The 26,163-nt window shown below is 68.1% G+C and carries 27 protein-coding genes; 21 read left to right on the top strand and 6 right to left on the bottom strand.

Features of this window, described 5'->3' with window-relative positions; genetic code table 11:
* The gene (locus tag ACSION_RS13555; RefSeq protein ID WP_435306323.1) at positions 1-954 is read right to left on the bottom strand and encodes an AAA family ATPase; all 954 of its coding nucleotides are present in this window, start codon (positions 952-954) and stop codon (positions 1-3) included.
* A gap of 43 nt (positions 955-997) precedes the next feature.
* Here ACSION_RS13555 and ACSION_RS13550 point away from each other — a divergent pair, with 43 nt between their 5' ends.
* Complete coding sequence (locus ACSION_RS13550; RefSeq protein ID WP_435306322.1) at positions 998-2,839, top strand: ArnT family glycosyltransferase; 1,842 nt, start codon at positions 998-1,000, stop codon at positions 2,837-2,839.
* A 6-nt stretch (positions 2,840-2,845) separates the two neighbouring features.
* On the opposite strand, the gene ACSION_RS13545 is transcribed toward ACSION_RS13550, so the two are convergent.
* A complete protein-coding gene (locus ACSION_RS13545; protein ID WP_435306321.1) occupies positions 2,846-3,415 on the bottom strand; it encodes a Maf family protein in 570 nt (189 codons plus the stop codon).
* A 124-nt stretch (positions 3,416-3,539) separates the two neighbouring features.
* Between ACSION_RS13545 and ACSION_RS13540 the strand changes: the two genes are divergently transcribed.
* The 15 genes from ACSION_RS13540 to ligD all read left to right on the top strand — a co-directional run bounded on the left by ACSION_RS13540 (position 3,540) and on the right by ligD (position 17,991).
* Positions 3,540-4,046 carry a YceD family protein gene (locus tag ACSION_RS13540; protein ID WP_435306320.1) on the top strand — a complete coding sequence of 169 codons (507 nt, stop codon included), beginning with the start codon at positions 3,540-3,542 and terminating at the stop codon, positions 4,044-4,046.
* A 67-nt stretch (positions 4,047-4,113) separates the two neighbouring features.
* On the top strand, positions 4,114-4,308 hold the full coding sequence (gene rpmF / locus ACSION_RS13535; protein WP_056880637.1) for a 50S ribosomal protein L32: 195 nt from the start codon (positions 4,114-4,116) through the stop codon (positions 4,306-4,308).
* Positions 4,309-4,401: 93 nt separating this feature from the next.
* The gene (locus ACSION_RS13530) at positions 4,402-5,397 is read left to right on the top strand and encodes a beta-ketoacyl-ACP synthase III (protein ID WP_435306319.1); all 996 of its coding nucleotides are present in this window, start codon (positions 4,402-4,404) and stop codon (positions 5,395-5,397) included.
* 198 nt (positions 5,398-5,595) lie between these two features.
* A complete protein-coding gene (gene fabD / locus ACSION_RS13525) occupies positions 5,596-6,540 on the top strand; it encodes an ACP S-malonyltransferase (RefSeq protein ID WP_435306318.1) in 945 nt (314 codons plus the stop codon).
* Positions 6,541-6,609: 69 nt separating this feature from the next.
* Complete coding sequence (gene fabG, locus ACSION_RS13520; RefSeq protein ID WP_435306317.1) at positions 6,610-7,353, top strand: 3-oxoacyl-ACP reductase FabG; 744 nt, start codon at positions 6,610-6,612, stop codon at positions 7,351-7,353.
* Between the two features lie 147 nt (positions 7,354-7,500).
* On the top strand, positions 7,501-7,740 hold the full coding sequence (gene acpP / locus ACSION_RS13515; RefSeq protein WP_014161144.1) for an acyl carrier protein: 240 nt from the start codon (positions 7,501-7,503) through the stop codon (positions 7,738-7,740).
* A 110-nt stretch (positions 7,741-7,850) separates the two neighbouring features.
* Complete coding sequence (fabF, locus tag ACSION_RS13510; protein WP_435306316.1) at positions 7,851-9,092, top strand: beta-ketoacyl-ACP synthase II; 1,242 nt, start codon at positions 7,851-7,853, stop codon at positions 9,090-9,092.
* A 110-nt stretch (positions 9,093-9,202) separates the two neighbouring features.
* Positions 9,203-10,564, top strand: a complete 1,362-nt coding sequence (locus tag ACSION_RS13505; RefSeq protein WP_435306315.1) for an aminodeoxychorismate synthase component I — start codon at positions 9,203-9,205, stop codon at positions 10,562-10,564.
* 110 nt (positions 10,565-10,674) lie between these two features.
* Positions 10,675-11,697, top strand: a complete 1,023-nt coding sequence (gene mltG, locus ACSION_RS13500; RefSeq protein WP_435306714.1) for an endolytic transglycosylase MltG — start codon at positions 10,675-10,677, stop codon at positions 11,695-11,697.
* Positions 11,694-12,356 carry a dTMP kinase gene (gene tmk / locus ACSION_RS13495; protein WP_435306314.1) on the top strand — a complete coding sequence of 221 codons (663 nt, stop codon included), beginning with the start codon at positions 11,694-11,696 and terminating at the stop codon, positions 12,354-12,356. Before mltG ends, tmk begins: the two co-directional genes overlap by 4 nt.
* The gene (locus ACSION_RS13490) at positions 12,353-13,330 is read left to right on the top strand and encodes a DNA polymerase III subunit delta' (protein WP_435306313.1); all 978 of its coding nucleotides are present in this window, start codon (positions 12,353-12,355) and stop codon (positions 13,328-13,330) included. The genes tmk and ACSION_RS13490 overlap by 4 nt, the downstream gene beginning before the upstream one ends.
* Before the next feature lie 22 nt (positions 13,331-13,352).
* A complete protein-coding gene (locus tag ACSION_RS13485) occupies positions 13,353-13,706 on the top strand; it encodes a PilZ domain-containing protein (protein WP_056880630.1) in 354 nt (117 codons plus the stop codon).
* Between the two features lie 96 nt (positions 13,707-13,802).
* Positions 13,803-14,738 carry a Ku protein gene (locus ACSION_RS13480; protein WP_435306312.1) on the top strand — a complete coding sequence of 312 codons (936 nt, stop codon included), beginning with the start codon at positions 13,803-13,805 and terminating at the stop codon, positions 14,736-14,738.
* Positions 14,739-14,742: 4 nt separating this feature from the next.
* Positions 14,743-15,369, top strand: a complete 627-nt coding sequence (locus ACSION_RS13475; RefSeq protein ID WP_435306311.1) for a GIY-YIG nuclease family protein — start codon at positions 14,743-14,745, stop codon at positions 15,367-15,369.
* A 75-nt stretch (positions 15,370-15,444) separates the two neighbouring features.
* Positions 15,445-17,991 (top strand): DNA ligase D, encoded by a 2,547-nt coding sequence (ligD, locus tag ACSION_RS13470; RefSeq protein ID WP_435306310.1) that lies wholly within the window; start codon positions 15,445-15,447, stop codon positions 17,989-17,991.
* Here ligD and ACSION_RS13465 read toward each other — a convergent pair.
* The 3 genes from ACSION_RS13465 to ACSION_RS13455 all read right to left on the bottom strand — a co-directional run bounded on the left by ACSION_RS13465 (position 17,986) and on the right by ACSION_RS13455 (position 22,451).
* Positions 17,986-18,981 carry a DNA topoisomerase IB gene (locus ACSION_RS13465; protein WP_435306309.1) on the bottom strand — a complete coding sequence of 332 codons (996 nt, stop codon included), beginning with the start codon at positions 18,979-18,981 and terminating at the stop codon, positions 17,986-17,988. The genes ligD and ACSION_RS13465 overlap by 6 nt on opposite strands.
* Before the next feature lie 6 nt (positions 18,982-18,987).
* Entirely contained in the window at positions 18,988-19,275 is a 288-nt protein-coding gene (locus ACSION_RS13460) for a hypothetical protein (protein WP_435306308.1), read from the bottom strand.
* 107 nt (positions 19,276-19,382) lie between these two features.
* Positions 19,383-22,451 carry a sensor histidine kinase gene (locus ACSION_RS13455; protein ID WP_435306307.1) on the bottom strand — a complete coding sequence of 1,023 codons (3,069 nt, stop codon included), beginning with the start codon at positions 22,449-22,451 and terminating at the stop codon, positions 19,383-19,385.
* A gap of 170 nt (positions 22,452-22,621) precedes the next feature.
* Between ACSION_RS13455 and ACSION_RS13450 the strand changes: the two genes are divergently transcribed.
* From ACSION_RS13450 to ACSION_RS13430, 5 genes are all read left to right on the top strand, one after another.
* Positions 22,622-23,275, top strand: a complete 654-nt coding sequence (locus tag ACSION_RS13450; protein ID WP_435306306.1) for a hypothetical protein — start codon at positions 22,622-22,624, stop codon at positions 23,273-23,275.
* A gap of 42 nt (positions 23,276-23,317) precedes the next feature.
* The gene (locus ACSION_RS13445; RefSeq protein ID WP_435306305.1) at positions 23,318-23,842 is read left to right on the top strand and encodes a hypothetical protein; all 525 of its coding nucleotides are present in this window, start codon (positions 23,318-23,320) and stop codon (positions 23,840-23,842) included.
* A 34-nt stretch (positions 23,843-23,876) separates the two neighbouring features.
* Complete coding sequence (locus tag ACSION_RS13440; protein WP_435306304.1) at positions 23,877-24,179, top strand: hypothetical protein; 303 nt, start codon at positions 23,877-23,879, stop codon at positions 24,177-24,179.
* A gap of 36 nt (positions 24,180-24,215) precedes the next feature.
* Complete coding sequence (locus tag ACSION_RS13435; protein ID WP_435306303.1) at positions 24,216-24,725, top strand: hypothetical protein; 510 nt, start codon at positions 24,216-24,218, stop codon at positions 24,723-24,725.
* Positions 24,726-24,978: 253 nt separating this feature from the next.
* Positions 24,979-25,197 (top strand): polyprenyl synthetase, encoded by a 219-nt coding sequence (locus ACSION_RS13430; protein WP_435306302.1) that lies wholly within the window; start codon positions 24,979-24,981, stop codon positions 25,195-25,197.
* Between the two features lie 21 nt (positions 25,198-25,218).
* On the opposite strand, the gene ACSION_RS13425 is transcribed toward ACSION_RS13430, so the two are convergent.
* The gene (locus ACSION_RS13425; protein ID WP_435306301.1) at positions 25,219-26,109 is read right to left on the bottom strand and encodes a LysR family transcriptional regulator; all 891 of its coding nucleotides are present in this window, start codon (positions 26,107-26,109) and stop codon (positions 25,219-25,221) included.
* Positions 26,110-26,163: the final 54 nt, after the last annotated feature.

Here is a 26,163-nt window from a genome sequence, read left to right as displayed (position 1 = left end):
TCAATCCACCGGAACCGCGTGCAGGATGGCTTTGGCCAACGCAACGGCGGAGGCGGCCTCGGCCTCCGGTACGAGGCGGTGCGTTGCGACAGCGGCGAACAGGGCCTGGACATCGTCGGGCAACACATGGTGGCGGCCGAGCATCAGGGCGTAAGCCTTGGCCGCACGCAACAGCGCGATGCCGGCGCGCGGCGACAGGCCTACCCGCACGCCCGGATGCTGGCGGCTGCGGGTCAACAAGGCCTGGACATAGTCGATCAGCGCTTCGCTGGCATGCACGTCGCCGACAGCCTGGCGCAGCGCCATGACCTCATCCGATGACAGCAGCGGCATCGCCTGCGCGATCAGCATGCGGCGGTCGGTGCCCGCCAGCAGGGCCCGCTCGGATTCCGCGCTGGGATAGCCCAGCGCAAGGCGCAGCAGAAAGCGGTCGAGCTGCGAGTCCGGCAGCGGGTACGTGCCGGACAGGTCGACGGGATTCTGTGTCGCGATGACGAAGAAGGGCTCGGGCAAGGCATGCGTCACGCCATCCAGGGTGACCTGGTGTTCGGCCATCGCTTCAAGCAGCGCGCTCTGGGTTCGGGGAGGCGCGCGATTGATCTCGTCAGCGAGCAGCACGTTGGTGAAGACCGGGCCGGGATGGAAGGTGAAAGCGCGCGCCTGCGCGTCGTAGACCGACACGCCCAGCACGTCGGCCGGCAGCAGGTCCGAGGTGAACTGCACGCGCTGGAAGGTGAGGCCGAGCGTGGCGGCCAGCGCGTGTGCCAGCGTGGTCTTGCCCAGGCCCGGCAAGTCCTCGATCAGCAGGTGGCCGTCCGACAGCAAGGCGACGAATGCCAGCCGAACTTCATGCGCCTTGCCCAGCACCAGCGAGTTGACCTGGGCCTGGGCCCGTTTGAGGGCATCGGCCAGGCCTTCGGATAGCATAGGGCGGGTGCTGGGAATGGCGGACATCGCGCTCTCGGTTCCGATCGTGGGTTCCGGGAAGTGTAGCGAGATGGGTGAAGAACAACGCGCGCAGCGATGGTTCATCGCGGCATGGGCAATCGTGACGGCGGTCAAGATCGCGATCGCGGCGCGACTCCCCTTGTTCGTGGACGAGGCCTTCTACTGGCAGGAAGGGCAGCACCTGGCGGCGGCCTACTCTGACTTGCCAGGGCTCACGGCATGGTTGACGCGCCTGGGCGTCGAACTGGGTGGCCATCATGTGCTGGCGGTGCGCGCGCCGTTCTTGATCATGGCGGCGGCGTTGCCGTGGCTGGTCGCACGCTGCGCGGCGCGCGGGTTCGGTGCGACAGTGGGCTGGCAAGCCGCCACGCTGGCGACGCTGATGCCCTTGTCGGGCACCCTGGGCGTGCTCGCCCTGCCCGACGTGCCGATGGCGATCGCCGCCGTGCTGTGCGCCGATGCCGGTGCACGCCTGCTGCGGGGTGTCGATGCGGGGGCCGCGACCGAACTCGCGCTGGGCCTGGCGGTGGGTGCGCTGAGCCACTACCGGTTCGTGGGCGTGATCGGCGTGGGCCTGATCGCGATGCTGTGGTTGCCGGAAGGGCGGAAGGTGCTGCGCGATGCGCGCGTATGGGCGGCGCTCGCCGTCGGAGCGCTCGCGTGGGTGCCATTGGTTGTCTGGAACATCGAATACGCGGATGCCGGCCTTCGTTTCCAGTTGCTGGACCGCCATCCGTGGAGCTTCCATGCCGATGGTGCGCGCTTCCTGTTGGTCCAATCCTTGATGGCGACACCGTTGCTGTTCTGGGCGATGCTGGTGGTCTGCATGCGCGCGCTGCGAGCAAGCGGTCGGGCGGAGCCCGCGTGGCGGTACTTTGCGCTCCTCGGTGCCATTTCCACCTTCGGCTTCTTCGTGCTCGGGTTCTTTGCCGACAACGAACGTGTGAGCTTCCATTGGACGCTGCCCGGTTATCTCGCATTGCTGGCCATCGTGCCGTTGCTGCTCCGCGAGTGGTCGACGTCGGTTCGCCGGGCGACCTGGGCACTGACTGCCCTGGGTACGGTGCTGATGCTGGGCTACTACGTCGCTGTTTCGATGCCAGGCGTGCGCACGCACCTTGCCGGCAACAAGTACTACCCGGAGAACTTCACCGGCTGGGACACGTTGGCAGCCGAGGTGCGCGCGGCGCAGGCGCGGATGCCTGCCGACACCATGCTGTTGGCCGACAATTTCAAGACCGGCGCGGAACTGGGATTCGCGCTGCGGAATGCCGACATCCGCGTGCTCGACCATCCCTTGAACCTGAAACATGGCCGTGCGCCGCAACTCGCGGTATGGGGCCTGAACGATTCAGGGCAGCGGAGCGCTCCGGCGCTGCTGGTCGTCGGCGCAACCGACGTGAAGTTCAGTGCGTTGCTCGCGCACTACCAGCGACTGTGTGATGTCGTCGGCCCGCTGCCGACCGGTCAGGCGGTGAACATCGACCGAGGTGCCCGCCGGTTCCTGCTGATCGCTTTGCCCGCTGCGCGCGGCGACGGCGCATGCATCACGCCAGTCGTGGCCAACATCGACGTGCCGTCGGCCGGGAGCACGTTGGACCGACGCTTTGGCGTGGGTGGCTGGGCGGTGAAGGACGTCGTGGGCGTTACGAAGGTGGAAATCACCTTGGACGGCCGGGTGGTGGCCGTCGCGGAAGATGCCGGGGCGAACGAGTGGTTGCGTGGCTTCCTCAAGAACGCGTCGCGCGACCCGCGCATGCCGCTCGTGCAGTTCAAGGCCGAGATCGATGCCCGTCATCTGCCGCCAGGGCGGCACTGGCTGGGTCTGCGCATCACCGGGGGCGATGGCAGTGTCGAAACCTGGGCGGAGAGGCCGGTCGTGTTGCGATGACGCACGTCAGGGCAGGTCGAAGCCCGCCTCACGCAGCATCCGCGACACCGCGATCAGCGGCAGGCCCACGAGGGCGGTGGGGTCGGTCGATTCGATGGCATCGAACAGCGCGATGCCCAAACCTTCGGACTTGAAGCTGCCGGCGCAGTCGAAGGGCTGCTCGGCATCCACGTAGCGCTCGATCTCGGCCAGAGCGAGGGAGCGGAAGCGGACCGTCGTGATGTCGTGGATCGTCAGCGCCTCGTCGTCCCTGACAAGCGCCACCGCGGTATGGAAGCGGACTTGGCGCCCGGCCATGGCCGATAATTGGGCGATGGCGGCCTCGCGGTGGCCCGGCTTGCCCAGAGGGGCGCCGTCGAGTTCCGCCGCCTGGTCGGATCCCAGGACCCATGCGCCAGGGTGCTGGGCGGCAATCGCGGCGGCCTTGGCGTGGGCCAGGCGGGCCGCCATGGCCGGCACGGTCTCCCCGTCCTGCAGTGTCTCGTCCACCTCCGGGCGAGCGATATGGAACGGCAAACGCAGGCGCTCCAGCAGCTCGCGGCGGTAACGGGACGTGGAGGCAAGCAGCAAGGGCATGGGGCAAGGACCGGCAGGGGAGCGGGGCGGGGGAGTCTGACGGCCAGCCAAGCCGGCGGCAAGCATCCTGGTCCAGCGGGGTGGTTTGACAGTTCAGGGTTTGATCCTTAACATTCAGCGGCTTATGTCCGCGAATACGCCCGAGCTGTTGGATGCGTGGCGCATGGTCGCGAACCGGCGCAGCTTCGAAGGCCGCCTGCCGTTGTCCGCCATGACGCGCCTGCAAGGCCTTCTGGCCGATACCGAAGGCGAAGTGCGCTACACGGTGGAGTTCGACCACGATGCATTGCGGGTCCCGTACCTGGAATTGCAGATCGAGGCCGGCCTGCCGTTGGTGTGCCAGCGCAGCCTGCAGCGTTTCGTGCTGCCGGTGGTGCTGAAGCAACGGTTGGGTCTGGTACGCAGCGAAGAGGAAGAAGCTGCGCTGCCGCCCGACTACGAAGCGCTGCTGGTGCCCGAAGACGGCATGCTGCGCCCCGCCGAGCTGGTGGAGGACGAACTGGTCCTCGCCGTGCCGGTGGTGGCGGTGGACCCGGCGTCCGACGCGGTGGAACGCGAATGGGCGGCGGACGAAGAAGAGGTGGCGAAAGTCAGTCCGTTCGCGGCGCTGGCCTCGCTGAAGAAGAACTAGCCGCTACGGCGGTCTGGCAACACGAACCGCAAGGTTCACCAACAGATACGAGAGCTGGAGCAATCCCATGGCTGTGCAGAAATCCCGCGTCACCCCGTCCCGTCGTGGCCAGCGTCGTTCGCACGACGCGCTGACCGCCAAGCAGCTGTCCACCGACCCGACCACGGGCGAGACGCACCTGCGCCACCACGTGACCGCCGACGGCTACTACCGCGGCAAGAAGGTCATCGCCACCAAGACCTCGGCGGTCGAGGAAGATTGATCCATGCAGCGCGCCCGCCGATCGGCTGGGCGCGCCTTCCGCATGATCGATGACAAACCTGGGCCCGCTGTCGGGCCGGCAATGGGAGCGTGCATGAGCGAGCCGGGCAACAAGGGGCGCATTTACGCGCGCATCGCCGGAACGGGCAGCTATTTGCCCGAGAAAGTGCTGACCAACGAAGACCTGTCGAAGTTGGTCGACACCAGCGATGAGTGGATCCAGTCCCGCACCGGCATCCGCGAACGCCACATCGCCGCCGAAGGCGAAACCGCCGGCGACCTGGGCTACCAGGCCGCGCTGCGCGCGCTCGAAGCCGCCGGAGTGGACGCCTCCGAGGTCGACCTGATCGTCGTCGGCACCACGACGCCCGACCTGATCTTTCCCTCCACCGCCTGCCTGATCCAGGCGCGCCTCGGCGCGACCGGCTGCGCGGCGATGGACGTCAATGCCGCCTGCTCGGGCTTCATCTACGCGCTCAGCGTGGCGGAGAAGTTCATCCGCTGTGGCGACGCCAAGACCGCGCTCGTCATCGGCACCGAAACACTCAGCCGCATCGTCGACTGGACCGAGCGCACCACGTGCGTGCTGTTCGGTGACGGCGCCGGCGCCGCCGTGCTCAAGGCCGACAACGAAACCGGCATCCTCAGCACCCATCTGCATGCCGACGGCAGCAAGAAGGAACTGCTGTGGAATCCGGTCGGCGTGTCTACGGGCTTCAAGGCCGCCGAGCCGAACAACGGCATCCGTATCGAGATGAAGGGCAACGACGTCTTCAAGTACGCCGTGAAGGCGCTCGATGGCGTGGTCGACGAAACGCTCAACGCCAATGGGCTCGACAAGCACGACCTCGACTGGCTGATCCCGCACCAGGCAAACCTGCGCATCATCGAGGCCACGGCCAAGCGCCTGGACATGTCGATGGACCAGGTGATCGTCACGGTCGACAAGCACGGCAACACCTCGTCGGGTTCGGTGCCGCTGGCGCTGGATACGGCGGTCCGCTCCGGCCGCGTCGAGCGTGGCCAGCTGCTGCTGCTGGAAGCTTTCGGCGGTGGTTTCACATGGGGCTCGGTACTGCTGCGCTACTAAGTCGCGCACTGGGACACGCTGCATGATGGAAGGCGACGCTGCGAAGCGTCGCCTTTCGCGTTTCTGGCGTCCTGTTCTCGTGGCGTATTCACGTGATCTTCCTGCGACGTGCCGTCGCAGGCGCATACGCCCCGGTACAGACAATCCGGCGGGTTCGCCCGTATCATCGCCGCCTGATTTTTCACTCAGGGTGTCCGAGTGGCCTCCACGCAACTCGCTTTCGTCTTCCCGGGCCAGGGCTCGCAATCGGTCGGCATGCTGGCTGAGCTGTCGGAGCTGTACCCGATCGTGCGCGAGACGTTCGCCGAAGCGTCGGAAGGTGCGGGTGTCGACCTCTGGGCGTTGTCCCAGGGCGGTCCCGAGGAAATGCTCAACCGAACCGAATATACGCAGCCCGCGCTGCTCGCCGCCGGCATCGCGGTGTGGCGTGCGTGGCAGCAACAGGGTGGCGCGCAGCCCGCGCACCTGGCGGGCCACAGCCTGGGCGAGTACACGGCGCTGGTCGCCTCGGGTGCGCTCTCGCTGAAGGATGGCGCACATTTGGTCCGCCTTCGTGGCCAGCTGATGCAGGACGCCGCGCCGGCGGGCGTAGGCGCGATGGCGGCGGTGCTGGGTGCGGAAGATGCGCTGGTGGCCGAAGTCTGCGCGTTGGCATCGGACAGCAAGGTGGTCGTGCCCGCGAACTACAACTCGCCCGGCCAGATCGTGATCGGTGGCGACAGCGATGCGGTTGAGCGTGCCATCGCGTTGCTCACTGAGCGCGGTGTCCGCAAGGTCGTGAAGCTCGCCGTCAGCGTTCCCTCGCATACGCCGCTGATGCGCGAAGCCGCGAATCGCCTGGCCGAAGTGATGGCGGGCCTGTCGTGGCATGCGCCGTCGCTGCCGGTGGTGCAGAACGTCGACGCCAAGGTGCACGACGGCCTGGACGCGATCCGCGACGCCCTGGTGCGCCAGCTCTACCTGCCGGTGCGCTGGACCGACTGCGTGCAGGCGCTGGCATCCGAGGGTGTCACGCGCATCGCCGAATGCGGCCCGGGCAAGGTGCTGGCCGGCCTGGTCAAGCGCATCGACAAGAGCCTCGACGCGCGCGCCATCGGTGGCGTCGGCGATTTCCAGGGTGCGCTGTCCGACTGGCAACCCTGACACGCAGCTACACGCGTTCCCTTATCCTGTCCGCCGCGATCGCGCGGACCCGTCCCGAGGACATCCATCATGAGCAAGCCCCTGCAGGGTGAAATCGCGCTGGTCACCGGCGCCAGCCGCGGTATCGGCGCCGCCATCGCAGACGCGCTGGCCGCACAGGGCGCCACCGTCATCGGTACCGCGACCAGTGCATCGGGCGCGCAGGCCATCGGCGAGCGCCTGGCGAACGCGGGCGGACATGGCCGTGAGCTCAACGTGACCGACGCCGGCGCCGTGGACGCGCTGGTGGATTCGATCACCAAGGAATTCGGCGGTATCTCCATCCTCGTCAACAACGCCGGCATCACGCGCGACAACCTGCTGATGCGGATGAAGGACGAAGACTGGCAGGCCATCCTCGACACCAACCTCACCAGCGTCTACCGGACGTCGAAGGCGGTGATGCGCGGCATGATGAAGGCGCGCAAGGGCCGCATCATCAACATCGCCTCGGTGATCGGCGTGACCGGCAATGCGGGCCAGGCGAATTACGCCGCGGCCAAGGCCGGCATCATCGCGTTCTCCAAATCGCTCGCGAAGGAGATCGGTAGCCGTGGCGTCACCGTCAACGTGGTGGCCCCGGGCTTCATCGCCACCGACATGACGAAGGACTTGCCGGAAGAGACCAAGAAGTCGCTCGCCGAGCAGATCGCGCTCGGTCGCCTGGGCGAACCCGCGGACATCGCCAACGCTGTGGCGTTCCTGGCCGGTCCGTCCGCCGCCTACATCACCGGCGAAACCCTGCACGTCAATGGCGGCATGTACATGCCGTAGTAAAAAATAGCTGTAAGTGGTTGATTCGGCGGCGGTTGAAGGCGACTGCCCCACGCCGCCGGTTTCCACTACACTATCCCCCGGTTTGCCCTCGCACAGCGTCGGCAGAGTCCAACAAGTCACCCAATCTCCGTCTGGAGCGAATCCATGAGCAGCATCGAAGAACGCGTCAAGAAAATCGTCGTCGAACAACTCGGCGTTAAGGAAGAAGAAGTCACCACCAGCGCATCGTTCGTCGATGACCTGGGCGCCGACTCGCTGGACACCGTTGAGCTGGTGATGGCGCTGGAAGAAGAGTTCGAGTGCGAGATTCCGGACGAGGAAGCCGAGAAGATCACTTCGGTGCAGCAGGCCATCGACTACGTCAAGGCGCACGTCAAGGCGTAAGTCCCGCGTCTGCAGTAAACCGTGTCGGGGCCGCGCATGCGGCCCCGCGCGTATCCGGCCCCCATGCGCCTGCGTAGGGCGCGGCCGCCAAGATTTACAAGGAATCCGATATGAGCCAGCGTCGTCGCGTCGTCATCACCGGCATGGGCCTGGTGTCCCCCCTGGGCAATGACATGGCCACCAGCTGGGACGGCATCGTCAACGGGCGTTCGGGCCTGGGCCAGATCACCAGCTTCGATACCGAGGGTTACACCACGAAGATCGCGGGCGAGATCCGCGGTTTCGATCCCACCTCCTTCGTTTCGCCGAAGGATGTGAAAAAGATGGACTCGTTCATCCACTACGGACTGGCCGCGTCGTTGATGGCGATGGACGATTCCGGGCTGGAAGTGACCGAAGCCAACGCCGAGCGCATCGGCGCGATCATCGGCGCCGGCATCGGCGGCATCCTCGGTATCGAGGAAACCGCGGTGAAGCTGCACGAAGGCGGCCCGCGCAAGATTTCCCCGTTCTACATCCCCAGCACCATCATCAACATGCTGCCTGGCCACCTGAGCATCATGAAGGGGCTGAAGGGCCCGGGCTATTCGGCGGTTTCCGCCTGCGCCACGTCGAACCACTCGATCGGCATCGCCATGCGCACCATCCAGTACGGCGATGCCGACGTGATGATCGCCGGCGGCGCCGAACGCGGCTCGTCCCCGACCTCGGTGGGCGGCTTCTGCGCGATGAAGGCGATGTCCACCCGCAACGACGACCCGACGCGCGCGTCGCGTCCGTGGGACAAGGACCGCGATGGGTTCGTGCTGGGCGACGGTGCCGGCATCCTGGTGCTGGAAGAGTACGAGCACGCCAAGGCGCGTGGCGCGCGCATCTATTGCGAGCTGGCCGGCTTCGGTGCCTCGCAGGACGCGTACCACATGACCGCGCCCAGCGAGAACGGCGAAGGCCCGTCGCGCTGCATGCTGTCGGCGTTGAAGGACGCCGGGCTGAATGCGGACCAGGTGGAATACCTCAACGCGCACGGCACCTCCACGCCGCTGGGCGACCTGGCCGAAACGCTGGCGATGAAGCGCGCGCTGGGCGACCACGCGTACAAGATCATGGTCAGCTCCACCAAGTCGATGACCGGCCACCTGCTGGGTGCGGCGGGCGGTGCGGAAGCCATCTTCTCCGTGCTGGCCATCCACCACGGCATCATCCCGCCGACCATCAACCTGGACGAACCGGGCGAAGGCTGCGATCTCGACTACGTGCCGCATACGGCGCGCGAAAAGAAGATCGACGTGGCCGTGTCGAACGGCTTCGGTTTCGGCGGCACCAACGGCACGCTGGTGTTCAAGCGGATCTGAAGCACGGCGTCCGCGTTGCATGAGGAGCGGCGGTACCCTTGCGGTCCGCCGTTCCTGTTTTCCACGCCTGCCTCTGGCCTGTCTGCCGACGGGATCGGACGAAGAACCCGATGATCGAAACCCGCGCACTTCCCGCCACCACCGACCTGCTGGCCCTGCATCGCCTCGATCCGCAGCGCTATCCGGTCCTGCTGGAATCCGTGGCCTCGGGCACGGCGCAGGGGCGCTGGGACTTCCTGCTGGTCGCGGACGGCAGCGGGTTGCAACTGGCGGCCGATGGCGTCACCCGTAACTTGCAGGGCGGGGTGGAAGCCGGCGATTTCCTCACTGTGCTCGACCGTCATTGGCAGGCGCAGCGCACGCCGCGCGAGGAGCCGCGCTGGCCGTTCCGCGGCGGCTGGGCGTTGCTGCTGGCATACGAACTGGCGCAGCAGGTCGAACCCGTCCTCCACCTGCCGCAGGCACCGGAGACCCAGCCGGTCGCGCTCGCGTTGCGCTGTCCCGCCGCCGTCCTGCGCGACCGCAGTACCGGCGACTGCGTGGTGGTGGCCGAAGCGGGGCAGGGCACGTTGATCGCCCGCACGCTGGAGGACATCGTCGCGGCCACCGGCTTGCCCGCGCTGCCCGCGTGGCAGCCGCCCTCCCGTATCGACGAAGACGCACCCTCGGCCTTCACCGACGGCGTGCAGCGCATCCTCGAGTACCTGCGCGCCGGCGACATCTTCCAGGTCAACCTCTCACGGGCGTGGCAGGCGCGTTTCGACGCGCCGCTGGATCCGGCAACGCTCTACGCCCGGCTGCGCACCGCCAATCCCGCGCCGTTCGCGGGCCTGTTCGCCACGCCGCACTGGACGGTCGTCAGCTCCTCGCCGGAACGCCTCGTGTCGGTGCGTGGCGACGTGGTCGAAACCCGGCCCATCGCCGGTACGCGTCCGCGTTTCGAAGGTGACGATGATGCCGCACGCATCCGCGAACTCGTCGGCCACCCGAAGGAACGTGCCGAGCACGTGATGCTGATCGACCTCGAGCGCAACGACCTGGGCCGCGTCTGCACGCCCGGCAGCGTGCAGGTGGACGAACTGATGACGGTGGAAAGCTACGCGCACGTGCACCACATCGTCAGCAACGTGCGCGGCCACCTGCGCGACGACGCCACGCCCGGCGACGTCATCCGCGCCACGTTCCCCGGCGGCACCATCACCGGCTGCCCCAAGGTGCGCTGCATGCAGATCATCGCCGAGCTGGAACAGGTGCCGCGCGGCGCCTACACCGGCGCGTTCGGCTGGCTCAACCGCGATGGCGACCTGGACCTGAACATCCTGATCCGCAGTGCCGAAGTCGTGGCCGAAGGCACCGGCAGCGTGGCCCGGTTCCGCACCGGCGCCGGCATCGTGGCCGATTCGGTCCCGGACAAGGAGCTGGACGAAACCCGCGCCAAGGCCCGCGGCGTGCTGCGGGCGCTGGAAGGCTGACCGCGCGCCTACAGCCTGAGACGGCGACCGGGTATCCTGCACGGCCTGCTCCCATCGCCGAGGATCGCGTGGCGTCAGCTCTCAAGCGCGGTTGCCGCTTCATCGTCATCATGTTCTTCCTGCTGCTGGCCCTGGCGGTCGCAGCGGGTCTGTGGCTGTGGCAGGGGCACCGCGGCTTCGCCGACAGCCCCATCGGCGGCTCGGCGGAGGCCACGGTCGAGGTCGCCCGCGGCGATGCGTTCCCCACCGTGCTGCGCAAGTTGCGCGAACACGGGGTGACGCTGGGCTCCGACCTGCAGTGGCGCCTGCTGGCGCGCGAAACCAACACGGCCAGTCAGCTCAAGGTCGGCGAGTACGCGCTGGAACCCACGCTGACGCCGCGTGAGCTCCTGCAGCGCATGCGCGAGGGCCGCACCCTGCAGTACCGGGTCACCCTGGTGGAAGGCTGGAATATCCGCCAGCTCCGCGCCGCGCTGCGCAACGCCACGCCGCTGCAGCAGAAGACCGCGCAGATGAGCGATGCCGAACTGATGGCGGCGCTCGGCCATGCCGGACAGCATCCGGAAGGCCGCTTCCTGCCCGAGACCTATGTCTACACCCGCAGCGAATCCGACCTCGACGTGCTCAAGCGCGCCTATGCCGCGATGGAGAAGGCGCTGGCCGCGGCATGGGACGCCCGCGCGCCGGGCATACCGCTGCAGTCGGCGGAAGAGGCACTGATCCTGGCGTCGATCATCGAGAAGGAAACCGGCATCGCCGAAGAGCGTCCAGCCATCGCCGGCGTGTTCGCGCGCCGCTTGAAGATCGGCATGCCGCTGCAGACCGATCCCACCGTCATCTACGGCATCGGCAGCAGCTACGACGGCAACATCCGCCGCCGCGACCTGACCACCGATACGCCGTACAACACGTACACCCGCAAGGGCCTGACGCCCACGCCGATCGCCATGCCCGGTGCCGACGCGCTGCGCGCGGCGGTGAATCCGGCCGACGGCCAGGCGCTCTACTTCGTCGCGGTGGGCGACGGTAGCGGGCGCCACCTTTTCTCAGCCACGCTCGCGGAGCACAACGCGGCGGTGGCGCGCTACCTGGTGACGCGCCGCGAGACCCTGCGCAAGGCGGAAGCACCATGACCGAAGCGCTCCTCTCGCAGCCGCGCCTGGTCACGCTGGAAGGCGGCGAGGGCGCCGGCAAGACCAGCGCCATCGCGGCCATCCGCGATCGCCTGCAGGCCGAGGGCCACGAGGTGGTGCTGACGCGCGAACCGGGCGGCACGCCGTTGGCCGAACGCATCCGCGAGCTGCTGCTGAACCCGCAGGACGAAGTGCTCGCGCCGGAAACCGAATTGCTGCTGATGTTCGCCTCGCGTGCGCAACACGTGCGCGAGGTGGTGCGTCCCGCGCTGCGTCGCGGCGCGTTCGTCGTCAGCGACCGCTTCACCGATTCCAGCTACGCCTACCAGGGCGCGGGCCGCGGCCTCGATCCGGAGTGGATCGCCGCCCTCGAGCGGCGCGCCGTCGGCGTGACGCCGGGCCTGACCCTGCTGCTCGACCTGGATGTGCGCGAGGGCCGCGCACGTACCGCCGGCCGCGACCTGTGGCCGGACCGCATCGAGAGCGAGCAGGACGACTTCTTCGAACGCGTGCGCGCGGGGTTTCGTGCGCGTGCGGCTGCAGACCCGCAGCGCTTCCGCGTGATCGATGCCGGCCAGCCGCCGGCGGGCGTCGCGGCCTCGGTCGATGCCGCCATCACCGCCTACCTGCGTACGCTGACGGACAGCGACCTCGCATGAGCCATGTCTTCTCGCCCTGGCAGCAGCGCGCCTACGACCATGCGGTCGCAGCGCTGGAGGCGGGTCGCCTCGGCCACGGCCTGCTCGTCTGCGGGCCCGCGGGGCTGGGCAAGCGTGCGGTCGTGGATCGCCTGGCGCGGCGCGTGCTGGCGCAGCATCGCGATGCGCAGGGCGAGCCGACACCGAACGACCGCAGCGCGCATCTGATCGACGCCGGCACCCATCCCGATCTGATGGTGGTGTCGTTCGCGCCCACCAAGGACGGCAGCAAGCTGCGCACCGAGATCGTCATCGACCAGGTCCGCGAGATTTCGCAGAAGCTCGCGCTGACGCCGCAGTACGGTCAGGCGCAGGTGGCGATCCTCGATCCCGCCGATGCCATCAACCGCGCCGCCTGCAACGCCCTGCTGAAGACGTTGGAAGAACCGTCTCCCGGTCGCTACCTGTGGCTGGTCAGCGCGCAGCCCGCGCGATTGCCGGCGACGATCCGCAGCCGCTGCCAGCGCATCGAGTTCCGCCTGCCGCCGCGCGACGAAGCACTCGCGTGGCTGCAAGCGCAGGGCCACGCCATGGCCGATGCCGAGCGCGCACTGGACGCCGCCCGCGGCCACCCGGGGCTGGCGGACGACTGGCTGCGCAACGACGGGCTTGCGCTGCGGCAGGCCGTCGCACGCGACCTCGCGCGGCTGGAGCAGGGCGAGATCGGCGTGGTGGAAACCGCGCAACGCTGGGCCAACGACGAACTCGCCGACGCGCGCCTGCGCCACGCCGCAGACCTCGCGCTGGAGCAGGCCGGTGCTGCCGGCTTGACCGATCCGGCCCGATTGACCAAGCTGGCCACGTGGTTCGACGCCGCCAACCGCACCCGCGACCTGTTGCGGACCACGGTGCGCGGCGATCTGGCCATGGTGGAACTCTTGCTGGCCTGGGCCGGCAACGACCGCACCCGCGCTGTCGGCGCGCGGCGCGGCTGACCGACACGCACGGAGACGGGGAATGAATGCAGCAGGTGGACGGCAGGGCATCCTGTCACTGGCAGTGAAGGACAAGGCCGCGCTGTACAACGCCTACATGCCGTTCGTGAAGGGCGGTGGCATCTTCGTGCCCACGCCGAAGCGCTACTTCCTCGGCGATGAAGTCTTCCTGCTGCTCACGCTGCCCGAATCCAGCGACCGCCTGCCGGTGGCCGGCAAGGTGGTCTGGGTGACGCCCGCCGGCGCACAGGGCAACCGCGCCGCCGGCATCGGCGTGCAGTTCGCCGAGACCGGCGAAGGCGAGGCCATCAAGAACCGCATCGAGACGATGCTGGCCGGCAGCCTCAACGGCGAGAAGCCGACCCACACCATGTGAATCCCGTCCGCGCGCACCGCGCGGACCTCCGCTTTCACGCAGGCTTTCGACCCGGCTGGCCAGCATGCAGGCCTTCCCTCCTGTGGCAGGCACCCCATGGCGCGCCCCATCTGGACCGGCACCCTGTCGTTCGGACTGCTGAACATCCCCGTCTCGCTGATGTCCGGCGAGCGCAAGGTCGACATCAGCTTCCGCATGCTGGATTCGCGCGACAAGAAGCCGATCCGCTTCGAACGCGTCAACGCCGAGACCGGCGAGGAAGTGCCTTGGAAGGACATCATCAAGGCCTTCGAGTACGACAAGGGCAGCTACGTCGTCGTCGAGAAGGAGGACATCGCCTCCGCCGCGCCGCAGACGCACGAGTCCGTCGACGTGGAGGCCTTCGTCGACCGCGACGCGATCGGCATCCGTTTCTTCGAGAAGCCCTACGTGCTGGTGCCCGGCAAGAAGGCGGAGAAGGGCTACGTGCTGCTGCGCGACACCCTGGCCAGCACCGGCAAGGTCGGCGTGGCGCGGGTGGTGATCCGCACGCGCGAGTACCTGTGCGCGGTGGTGCCCGAAGGCGACGCGCTGGTGCTGATGATGCTGCGCTATCCGCAGGAACTGGTGGATCCGGAGGAATACAAACTGCCCGCCGGCAAGGCCTCGGACTACCGCATCACCGCCAGGGAGCGCGAGATGGCGGAGAGCCTGATCGGTTCGATGTCCGCGAAGTGGACGCCCGACGACTACCACGACGAGTTCCGCAAGCGGCTGGAAGCCATCATCAAGAAACGCATCAAGGCGCGCGGGGCGACCACAAAGATCGTCGAGGAAGACGCTCCCGACCACGAGGATGCGGCCACCAACGTGGTGGATTTCATGGCGCTGCTGCAGAAAAGCCTGGACACCAAGAAGCGCACCCCGGCCAAGGCATCGCCTTCGAAGCGCGCGGCCGCGAAGAAAGCACCGGCGAAGAAAGCCGCGCGCAAGGCGACCAAGGTCACGAAGAAGGCGCCGGCCAAGCGCGCACGCAAGACCGCTGCGCGCTGACCGCATGAGCGGCAGTCGTCGCATCGTGCCGGTGGAAGGCGTCGGCACGGGCGCCAGCGGGCGCGCCTGCCTGTACGTGCTGCCCTGTGCCTACGAAGACCACGCCAAGCTTGGCATCGCCATCGATCCCCTGACGCGCATGCAGGCGTTCTCGCCGCGTTACTACGCGTTCTTCGATCTCGAGCGCGGTTGGCTGGCCGAAGCAGGCAGCATGCGCGAGGCGCGCGCATGGGAAACGCGCCTGAAGCGCGAACTTCGCGCGCATGCGGCACCGCCGCCGCTGACGGTGCCGAGCCGTGCCGCGGGGCGCACCGAATGGTTCCGCGGCGCCGAGTCGGCCCTGCAGGGGGCGCGGGCTGTACTCGAAGCCGACGGCTTCACCGTGCATCCGCTGCGCGAGTGGGTGGCGCTGCGCCTGCACGCCCAGCGCGAGCACCTGGAGGCCGGCGAACACGCCGCCGTCGCCCGGTTCGGTCCGGTGGACGGATGGCCGCCTGCGCGCGCCGGCACGCCGTGGGACACCCTCCGCGATGCGCTCGACGCCTACGGCGCGCTCGGCCTGTCGCTGGAAGGCGCCGTGTCGCCAGCGCTCCAGGCCTGGCACGCGCGCAACAGCCTGTCGCCCGGCTGAAGCGCGAGCCGCATCGGACGCAGCTTGCACGTCCTGTTGACGGCACTGGCGGCATAACGGGGCCGAGGACCCGCCATGAGCCTGCAGGAATACCGTCGCAAGCGCCGATTCGACCGCACGCCCGAACCGTCGGCTGACACGCAGCGCGCGCCTGGACATCGGCCGATCTTCGTCGTCCAGCTGCACCACGCCAGCCATCGCCATTACGACTTCCGCCTGCAGGTGGGCGATACGCTCAAGAGCTGGGCGGTGCCGAAGGGCCCCAGTTTCGATCCGAGTGTGAAGCGGTTGGCGGCCGAGGTCGAAGACCATCCGGTGGACTACGCGGCCTTCGAGGGCGACATCCCGAAGGGCCAGTACGGCGGCGGGCACGTCGCCACGTTCGATCGCGGCCTCTGGACCACGGATGGCGATGCCGAGGCGCAACTCGCGAAAGGGCACCTGCGTTTCCGCATGTTCGGCGAAAAGCTGAAGGGCGGTTGGCACCTGGTGCGCACGCATACGCCGGCGCGCCAGCCGCAGTGGCTGCTGTACAAGGCGCGCGACGGTTTCGCCGGCCCGCAGGAGGCCGACGACCTGCTGGACGACGTCGCGCCGCCGCCGGGCGCACGGCCCGCGCGCCGACGACGCAGCGCGACCCGCAACGCGCACGCGCCCGCTGCACCGGAACGCTGGGCCCGCCGCGCCGCGCGGCTCGACGGCGCGCGCGCCACCTCGCATCGCCCCGCGTTCCGTGCGCCGCAGTTGGCCAAGCTGCAGCAGCAGGTGCCGCCCGGCGACGACTGGCTGCACGAAGCCAAATGGGACGGCTATCGCCTGATCGCTGAGATCCGCCGCGGCCGCGTGCGCCTGTGGTCGCGCAACGAACGCGAGTGGACCGACAAGGCGCCGGAGATCGTCGCCGCGCTGGAAGCGCTGCACCTTGAAGATGCCGTGCTCGATGGCGAACTGGTCGCCGGTGCCGGGCGGCAGGAAGACTTCGGGTTGCTGCAGGCCACGCTGTCCGGCGAGAAGAACGCCACGCTGTCGTACGTACTGTTCGACATCCTGCAGGTCGACGGCGTGGACATCGCGGGCAGCCCGCAATACCAGCGCAAGGCGCTGCTGGCGGAAATCCTCAAGTCGCCGCCCGATCGCCTGGTCTACAGCTCGCACATCGTCGGCCGCGGCGACGAGGCGCTGAAGATGGCGCTCGCGCGTGGCCTCGAAGGCATCATCGCCAAGCGCGCGGATGCGCCATACCACGCCGGGCGCGGCGATGCGTGGCGCAAGATCAAGCAACGCGATGCCGAAGAGTTCGCCGTGGTCGGGTTCACGGCGCCGAAAGGCAGCCGCAGCGGCTTGGGCGCACTGCTGCTGGCCACGCCCGATGGCGACAAGGGCTGGCGATACGCCGGCCGCGTGGGCACCGGTTTCAGCGATGCGCTGCTCGACACGCTGTCCACGCAATTGGCCAAGGGTGCGCGCGCCACGCCTACCGCGCACGTCGAGGTCGACGATCCGGAGCTGCGCCGGGCGCGCTGGGTCGCGCCACGCCTGGTCGCCGAGGTGTTCCATCACGGACGCGGCAACCAGGGCCTGCTGCGGCAACCGTCGCTGAAGACGATCCGCCGCGACAAGCGCGCAAGCGATCTGCGCGAATCCCGCACGCCCGCCGGAGATACCGCCATGCCTGCACCTCCGCGCGGCCGCGCGACGCCGTCCACGATCGAACCGACCCATCCCGAACGCGTCGTCTTCCCCGACAGCGGTATCACCAAGCAACAGGTGTTCGACTACTACCGCGCGATGGCCCGCTGGCTGCTGCCGGAGATCCGCGAGCGTCCGTTGTCCATCGTGCGCTGCCCTCAGGGTGCGGGGCGCCCGTGCTTCTTCCAGAAACACCACACACCGGGCATGGATCGCGTCGACGCGGTGCCGCTGGCGGAAGAGGGCGGAACCTCCGCCCACTACCTGGTGGTGCGCGATGAAGCCGGGTTGCTGGAACTGGTGCAATTCAACGCGCTCGAATTCCATCCCTGGGGCGCGCAGGCCGATGCCCCGGACGCCGCCGACCGCATCGTCTTCGATCTCGACCCGGGTCCCGACGTGCCGTGGCCGCACGTGGTCGAAGCGGCGCGCCTGGTGCGCAAGCGCCTGCGCGCACTCGGCCTGGCATCGTACGTCCGCACCTCGGGCGGCAAGGGCCTGCACGTGGTCGTACCGCTGAAACCGGCGTGTCCGTGGCCGCAGGTGAAGGACTTCGCGCATGCCTTCGCCGAATCGATGGCCGCCTCCGAACCGCTGGCTTATGTCGCCACGGCGACGAAGAAGTTCCGCAAGGGCAAGATCTTCATCGACTACCTGCGCAACGGCCGCGGTGCCACCAGCGTGGCGTCGTTTTCGCTGCGCGCGCGCGATGGCGCACCGGTGGCCATGCCGCTGCGATGGGACGAACTGGGCCGCATCAAGGGCGGCGACGCCTACACGCTGTCCACCGCGCCGCGCCGCATGAGCCGCCTGGGCGCGCATCCCTGGGGCGACTACACGCGCCGGCGCCAGGATCTGGCGAGCGTGAGCGAGGCACTGTCCGCGTTGCAGGCACCGGCCGCGCCCGTGAAGAAGCGCCGCGCACGCTCATGACCCTCGGCGCGCACGCCGGAGGAAACGGATCGCCGCCTGTTCCCACTGCCGCTGCCCGCGCGCCCGCGCGCTGGCGCGCTGCACGCGACCGTCTTCCCAACCTTCGAACACGCGCGGGTCCACGTAGCAGCGTTCGCAGATGCGCGGTGTGTTGCCGAGGATGGCGGCGGTGTGGCGCAGCACCTCCATGCGCGCCTGCTGCCGGGCCGTGTCGGTCTCGGGCACCGCTGTCGCCGCCAGCGTGCGGAAGGCGAACAGGGTGGCGCCCCAGGTGCGGAAATCCTTCGCGGTGAACGGCCCGCCCATCACGTCCTGCAGATAGGCATTGACGTCGCCGGAGCTGATCCGCTGCACGGTGTCGCCCTCGCGGTACTGGAACAGCGCCTGCCCGGGGAGTTGGCGGCAACCGCGCACCAGCCGCACCAGGCGCGCATCGCTGACCCGCGATTCGATCGGCTTGCCACCCTTGCCGCGGAAGGCGAAGCGCACCTCGCTGCCGGCGATGAAGTGCGCGTGCACGTTGCGCAGCGTGGTGAGGCCGTAGGAACCGTTGTCCTTCTCGTAGCTGGCGTTGCCCACGCGCAGCAAGGTCTGGCCGAGCAGGGCGAGCACCAGCGCGACGACCTTGTCGCGCGGGAATCCTGGCAACGCGAGATCGGCGCGGATGCGGCGGCGCAGCCGCGGCAGGGCATCGGCGAAGGCGACCAGTCGGTCGTACTTGCGGGCGCCACGTTCGGCCTGCCAGTCGCGGTGGTAGCGGTACTGCTTGCGCCCGCGCGCGTCGCGTCCGGTGGCCTGCAGGTGGCCGCGCGCATCGGCGCAGATCCATACGTCGGTGTAGGCCGGCGGAATGGCCAGCAGGCGGATGCGATCCAGTGTGGTCTGCGCGTGCACGGCACGCCCGCGCGCGTCCAGGTAGACGAACCCGCGCCCACGCCGCTGCCGGCGCAGGCCGGGCAGGGTATCGGTGGTGTAGTGCAGGCCCGCCACGCGGCCTCAGAACTCGTCGACGAACTCGAGCACGAGGCCGTAGCGCGCCGCGATGTCGTCCGCCGTCTCGCGCACCGTGTCGGCGTAGGGCGAGGCCGCTTCCACCTCCAGCGCATGCAGGTCGCCGCCGCGGTCGTCGGTCAACCCGGCGGAACTGGAATCCTCGTCGTCCATGTGCGGCATCAGGTCCGCGAGTTCTTCCACGCGCTCCACGCCATCCACGCCGTGCAGCGCTGCGACCAGCGCATCGAAGCCGGTGCGCGTGCCGGTGGCCCGCAGTCTGATCATCGTCATCGGAATGCCTCTGCTTTTTTTCGACCATAGGTCGGCCGCAGTCACGCTTCCGTGAAGCAACGCATGCCGGTGGCGGGGTGTTCAGCCGGTGGCAGGCCGCCGGCGACTCAACGGACGTCGTCCGTGGGCGCGGCATCACGCCGCACCAGCCATCGCCAGAAGCCCGCGTGGCGCCGGCGGTAGAGATGCCGGGCAGGAACGAACAGCTCGACGACGGTACCGCCCGCCGGCGCATTGCCGATATCAAGCCGCCCGCCGAGCTGGTGCGCGCGTTCGCGCATGCCGGCGCAGCCGAAGTGATCGCCGTCGCCGTCCGCGTCGGCGCGGAGTCCGACGCCGTCGTCGCGAATCGTCATCGACAGCCCCTCCGCGCGATAGGCGAGCACGATGCACGCGTTCCGCGCCTGCGCATGCCGCATCACGTTGCGCAGCGCCTCTTCCGCGATACGCCGCACTTCTTCAGCCGCGGTATCGACCAGCAGCCGTGGCGTGCCTTCCACGGACACCTGCAGATCCAACGCGCCGTCATCGATCAGGTATCTGGCCGTGTCCTGCAGGGCGGCGGGCAGGTGGTCGCCGGTGTGCGGCGCGCGCAGGTCGTGCACGCGCTCGCGGCCGGCCTTCAGCGCCTCGTCGGCGCGATCCAGCGCCCGGGTCAGTGCATCGTGCGTGCGCGCGTCGGTGCGCAGGCCGTCCACGGCACCCTGGAAGCGCAACGTGAGCGCCTGGAATTCCTGCAGCAGCGTATCGTGCAGCTCGCGCGCGATACGGGTGCGTTCGGCGATCTGTCCCTGGAAACGATCGCGCAAGCGCGCGGTTTCGTAGCGCAAGCGCAGTGCGTACAGGCCCCACAACAGCACCGCCACGGCGAGCACCAGCAGGGCCTTGAACCAGATCGATTGCAGGAACGTCGGCGGCACGACGAACGCCAGCGTTGCGCCTTCTTCGTTCCACACGCCGCTGTCGTTCGCCGCGATCACGCGGAAGCGGTACTGCCCGGGATCGAGGTTGGTGTAGAACGCCTGGCGCCGATGCCCGGCATTGACCCAGTCATCATCCACGCCTTCGAGCCGGAAGCGGAACCGCACGCGGCTGGGAACGCTCAGGCTCAGGGCGGTGTAGTCGATCTCGATGCGCGACACCCCCGCAGGCAGCGTGGCCGATGTCGGATCCCGCAATCGCTGCGATCCGTAGGCCAGGCCGACGATCCGCACCGGCGGCGGCACCGGGTTGCGCGCCAACTGCGTCGGCTGGATCTGCGCCACGCCGTCGGTCGTCACGAACCACAGCCTGCCGTCGCCGCCCGTCACCGCGCTGTTGCGCGCATACCCCGGTGCGGCGGGCGCGCGCAGGCCATCCTCGAAATCCAGCAGTTCCACCTCCACGGCCAACGCCGGATCATCGAAGCTGCGCAGGAACACGTCCCTGCGCAGGCGGGCGATGCTCGAGCGCGATTGCAGCCAGACGTGACCGTCGCGACTCTCCGCGATGCCGGTGATGCCCAGCAGCCAGGCGTCGGTGCGCCGCAGGATCGTCACCTTGCCCTCGCGCAGGCGGGCCAGCCCGCCGAGGCTGGCCACGATGACGTCGCTGCCCAGGCGGTGCAGCAGGGTCACCTCGCCACCGGGAATGTCGGCATGCTTCCACAGCATGCGCATCGCGGGTGGATCGATCACCATCAGGCCTTGCGAGCGCACGTACGCCAGCAGTCCGCCGCCGGACATCGCGATCATCGTCGGTATTCTCAACGGCCCGCGCGGATCCGCCGGCAGCGGGTCGATCCATGCGCCGGCTTCATAACGCGTCAGTCCGCCCTGCACGCGGTTGAACCACATCCGTCCGTCCGCCGTGATGACGCAGTCCAGGGCGGAACGGCGCTTGTCCGGCAGCGGCACGGGTTCGAAGCGTTCACCGACGCGCCGCAGCAGGGCATCGCCGGTCTTCAGCCAGACCGTGCCCGACGCGTCTTCGCAGAGCGCCTGCGGATTGGCCAAGCCTTCGAGCAGGCGCGTCGCTTCCCCCCCCGGCGGAATGCGGAACAGGCTGTCCGAGTCGGCGGCATAGACGCTGCCGTCCCGCGCGCCCATCAGCAGGTAGCCCAGCGGCGAATGGGGCGGAACGCCGGCGGCGGGGCGGATGTTGGCAGGACGAAAGCGATCCAGGCCTGTGCTGGTACCTACCCAGATGTTGCCCTCACGGTCTTCGAGGATCGCTTGCGCGCGGTCGGAGGACAGGCCGTCCTTGGCGGCAAAGCTCTCCTCCACGGGCTGTTCGCCGGCGTACAGGCCGGCAGGCCTGGCGATCCGGTAGATGCCTGCCGAATACGTGGCGCCCCACAGCGCACCGTCACGGTCGAACAGGGCGCGGCGATAGAAATGGCCGGGCGAGGCCACCGGGACGGTGGACGCTGCCAGCGTTGCGCGTTCGGTGTCCGACACCTCCGGCAGGCGACGCGTACCCGAGAAGGGGCTGGACAGCCAGATGCGTCCCGCGGGATCGGGCACCAGGTCGAAGTTGTCGCCCGAATCGATGCGGCTCTCGACGCGGCTACCGCTGCTGCGGAAGCGACGTGCGCCCGGGTCCAGCACCTTGATATCCGTGCCTGCGTCCAGCCATAGGCGGCCGTCGCCGGACTCGGTGATCGACCAGACGAAATCCGCAGCGAAGCCCCATGCCGCGTCGATGTCTTCCCAGCGACTGCCGTGGTACCGCATGAGGGGATGGCCGGAGTTGCCCGTGATTGCCCATACCGCGCCGGTCCGGTCTTCGAAGAGATGGAACACCCAGCGATCACTGTCGGGCGTGGACCGGTCCAGCAGTTTCCCGTCCCGCAACACCGCCATGCGGCCGGACTGGTAGCCGATCCAGAGGTCGCCGTTGCGCGCGGCCATGAGGGCCGATACGGGCTCGTTGCGAAGCGCACCGTCCGGCCCCGCGTCGGCGTCGAAGCGCACGCCGTCGAAGCGGTGCAGTCCGGCGTCGCTGCCGATCCACAGGAAACCGTCCGGCGTCTGCGCCAACGCATAGATGCCCAGCGGTACGCCGTCGTCTGCCATCCAGCGGCTGTGCTTGAGCTGGCCGATGCCGGCGCCGGGATCCAGCGCATGCGCCGGCAGCGCGCCCAGGGGCACGCCGACTACCAACAGCAGGACCGTCAGGAAAAGGCTGCGCAGCATGGCGGCCCTCCGCAGGCGGCCAGACGTCGGGTCATCGTCGTATGGGCCGGTCATCCCCTCCCGGGCCCGGCCGCATCCTAACCCGCCCACGGCGCCGCGTGCGACGGCCGGCCGTTGTGGATCGCGCTACCATCGCTCCGGGGATGTCGGCGCCCCAAAGGGGAGCAGGGATGAAGGGGATACAGGGAGTCCGGTCGCGCTGGGCGCGCCTTCTGTTCGCGATCGCGCTGCTGTGCGCGCCGCTGTGGGCGCAGGCACAGGGGCTGTCCGGCATCCGCGTGCTGCCGTCCGTCGACGGCGAGTATGCGTTCCAGGGGTGGAAGCACGAGGGCACGGTACCCGCGTCGCTGACGGTGCCGCTGGAACTGGGCGATGAGGTCTACGGTGCAACGCTGCAATTGCAGCCTGCGCAGGCGGGCGAGACGTACCGTGTGCGCGTGCAGTTCGAGACCAGCCTCGCCCTGGGCGCGGAAGGTCCGCACCTGGACCTGATCGACTGGAAGCATTGCACGTCGGCGTGGCTGCCGTCGCAGGCGGTCGATGCGGTGACCTTCGTCCTGCCAACGCCGTCATCGGAGCAGCAGAGCTGCTTCCCGAAATACACACGCAAGGAACTCGACGCCGCGGTGCATGCGCATGCGGCCAAGCAGGGCGACCCGACCATCGCCGATGGCTGGCTCCCCGAACTCGACAACCCCGATGCGCGGGTGTCGGTGTCGCCTTATGTGGCGATCAGCACGGTGCGGGTGCGCGTGGACGTGCTGCGCAAGGGCACGTGGGTGGAGGTCACGACGCTGGCCTTCCTGCCGCCGATGGGGTGCTGAAGGCACGAGGATGAAGCATTCGATGGAATCAACGAGGACAGCATGCTGAGTAGAGAGGATTTTGTCGCCATCGCGGTCCGGCTTTTCTCGGTTTTCCTGTTCCTTGGCGTGATCAAGCAGGTGCCGGGTGTCGTCCAGTTTTTCGCCACGGGCGATCAGGGCAGGGCGTGGGCGATCTTCAATGCGCTGGGCCTCCTGTCGGGCGCCCTCATCTGCGTGCTGCTCTGGTTCTTTCCGCTGAGCATCGCGCGCAGGCTCTTGCCCGTGATGCGCGAGCCGCGCACCGAACCGCCCATGGATGCATCGCTGGCGCTGTCCGTCGGCCTGACGCTGATCGGCATCTGGGTGCTGGCCTATGGGGTGGTGGATGCGATCTATTGGCTCACGCTGTTAATCCGCACCCGGCAGGTCCCGGCGGTCTACTTCGAGTGGTCCCATGATCAGGTGGCCAGTGTGTTCGCCACGCTCGCGGAGTTGGTGATCGGACTGTGGCTGGTGGTTGGCAACGCCGGCATCCGGCGTCTGATCTATCGATATCGGTATGGCGCCTCATTGGACGCGTCCTGAAAGCGTGGTCGTGGATGTTCAAACGGGAGGTCACATGCAGCGCGTTCTGATCGTGGTGGTACTCGCCCTGCTGCTTGCAGCGTGCCAATCGACGCCTGCCGGTCGGGAAAGCGCCGACAGTGCCCAAGGCGGCGGACTGACGGCCGAATCCGCCGTGCGGGTCCGTAGCATCCAGGCCGAGCGACAGTGGCTGCAAAAGAACTATCCCGGTGCGGAAGTGAAGTCCCAGGCCTTGCTGATGGGCAAGGTCCCGATGGATCTCATCACGATCCAGCTGCCGTCGGGTGAAGAAAAGAAGATCTACTTCGACATCTCGTCCTTCTTCGGGAAGTGGTAAACGACGCCGGTCTGATCGTCAAAGAGGTCCGTCACGATGAATACCGCAAAGAAGGTTCTGCTGTTCCTGCTCTCTCTCCTGCCGCTCGGATGCGGCGCACAGGTGCCTGCCATGACACTCGATTACGACACGATGATCATCCTCGATGCCGAAGACCTCGCGGAAACCGGGATCGGCGAGGCTTACGAGCAGCTCCTTCCGGAGCTGAAGCGTTACGTCGCCCGGCCGGTGGCGATCGAAGAACTGTTCGATCCCGATGCGCCGCGCTACGCGATCCGCGTCGATGACGATGAGTACGTCATCTTCGCGGACGAGACGGAGGGGAGCGACAGCTGGGGTAGGGCGACGTATGTGTTCTTCAAGATCGTCAACGACCAGCTTGTCGACGCCGATGTCAGGTTCTACGCGATCAACGGCGGCAATGATCTGGGTGGCATGTTCCTTACGCCCGAGCAGGCCGAAGCGGCGCGCTCCGATTTGCCGCGCCGCTCGGATTGGCCCTATCTTCCCGCAGCGGAAGGGCCATGGTTCGGTCAGCATCATTAGCGCACCGCGAACGGCCTTCATCGGTACCGCGTCCCATTGCATGACATCGGCGGGCACGTGTCTTCCGGCGCCTTACGGATGTCGAAGTGCGCATATCGGAGCGCTACCCGGAGTTGCTGATCGGCGCGCATGCGCTGCAGGACGCCGTGGTCGTCATCGACCAGCGGTCCAAGGCGGTCGCGGTCTGCCGTTGAGCCGCGGGCGAGGCGGGGAGGGTGCACAATGCGCTCCCTTCCCCGCAACTGGATGCACCATGGATGTCGAAGCCCTACTGACGGCGGCGCTGCGCGAAGCCGGTTACGGCCAGGACGCCATCGGTTCGGCGATGCCGCGGATCCTGCGCATCCTCGAAGCAGAAGACGTGCGGATCGAGATGGGTCGCGCCCTGTCGCGCAAGGAGCGCGAGTACGTGCGCCTGCAGCTCGAACTCGGCCTCAGCGTGCGGGAAGTGGTCGCCGGCCTGAAGAAGTAGGAAATGGGGCGTGCAGGGCCCTCAACGAAGGCGCAGCGCTTCCATCACCAGCGTGAAAGCGGGGGAGGGCTGTCGGCGGCTGGGGTAGTAGAGGTGATAGCCGGGGAAGGGCGGGCACCAGTCCTCCAGCACGCGGATGAGCCGTCCCTGCGCAAGATGCGGTGAGAACTCCTCTTCCGGCAGGAAAGCGATCCCCAAGCCTGCCAGTGCCGCGTCCACGATCGCCGGCGAAGTGTTGAAGATGCCCTGGCCGTCCACCCGCACGTTGAGCGCGCGGCCCTTTTTCTCGAACTCCCATACGTACAGTCCGCCACGTGTGGGCAAGCGGATGTTGATGCCGTTGTGGCCGGTCAGATCCTGTGGCTTCTTCGGCGGCGCGTGCTCCGCGAAGTACGACGGCGCGGCCACCGCGGCCATCCTCAATGCGGGAGTGATCGGCATGGCGATCATGTCCTGGTCGATGCTCTCGCCCAGCCGCACACCGGCGTCGAAGCGGTCGGCGACGATGTCCCTGAAACCGTAGTTCACGTCGAACTCGATGCGGATATCGGGGTAGGCGCGCATCAGCGGCACCAGCTTCGGCAACAGTACCGTCCGCAGCACGTGGTCGCCGCAGGTGATCCGGACCGAGCCGGCTGGCTTGTCGCGCAGTTCGGTGATCGCATCCAGCTCGGCTTCGATCTCGTCGAACCGGTGCCCGATGGCGTGCAGCAGCCGTTCGCCGGCCGTGGTGGGCGACACACTGCGGGTGGTGCGCGTGAGCAGGCGGATGTCCAGGCGCGCTTCCAGCGCCTTGATGGCCTGGCTCAATGCGGACTGGGTAACGCCCAATATCGCGGCGGCGCGCGTGAAGCTGCCCTCCCGGGCCACGGTCACGAACGCGAGCAGGTCATTGAGGTTCCGCTTGGCCATGGCGGCAGTCTGCCACGCTGAATCATTAGCTGCACTAATAGGGAAGATCAGGAT

This window comes from Pseudoxanthomonas sp. LjRoot125, from assembly GCF_964252705.1.
Taxonomy (GTDB): domain Bacteria; phylum Pseudomonadota; class Gammaproteobacteria; order Xanthomonadales; family Xanthomonadaceae; genus Pseudoxanthomonas_A.
This window is presented reverse-complemented; position numbering and strand designations above follow the sequence as displayed.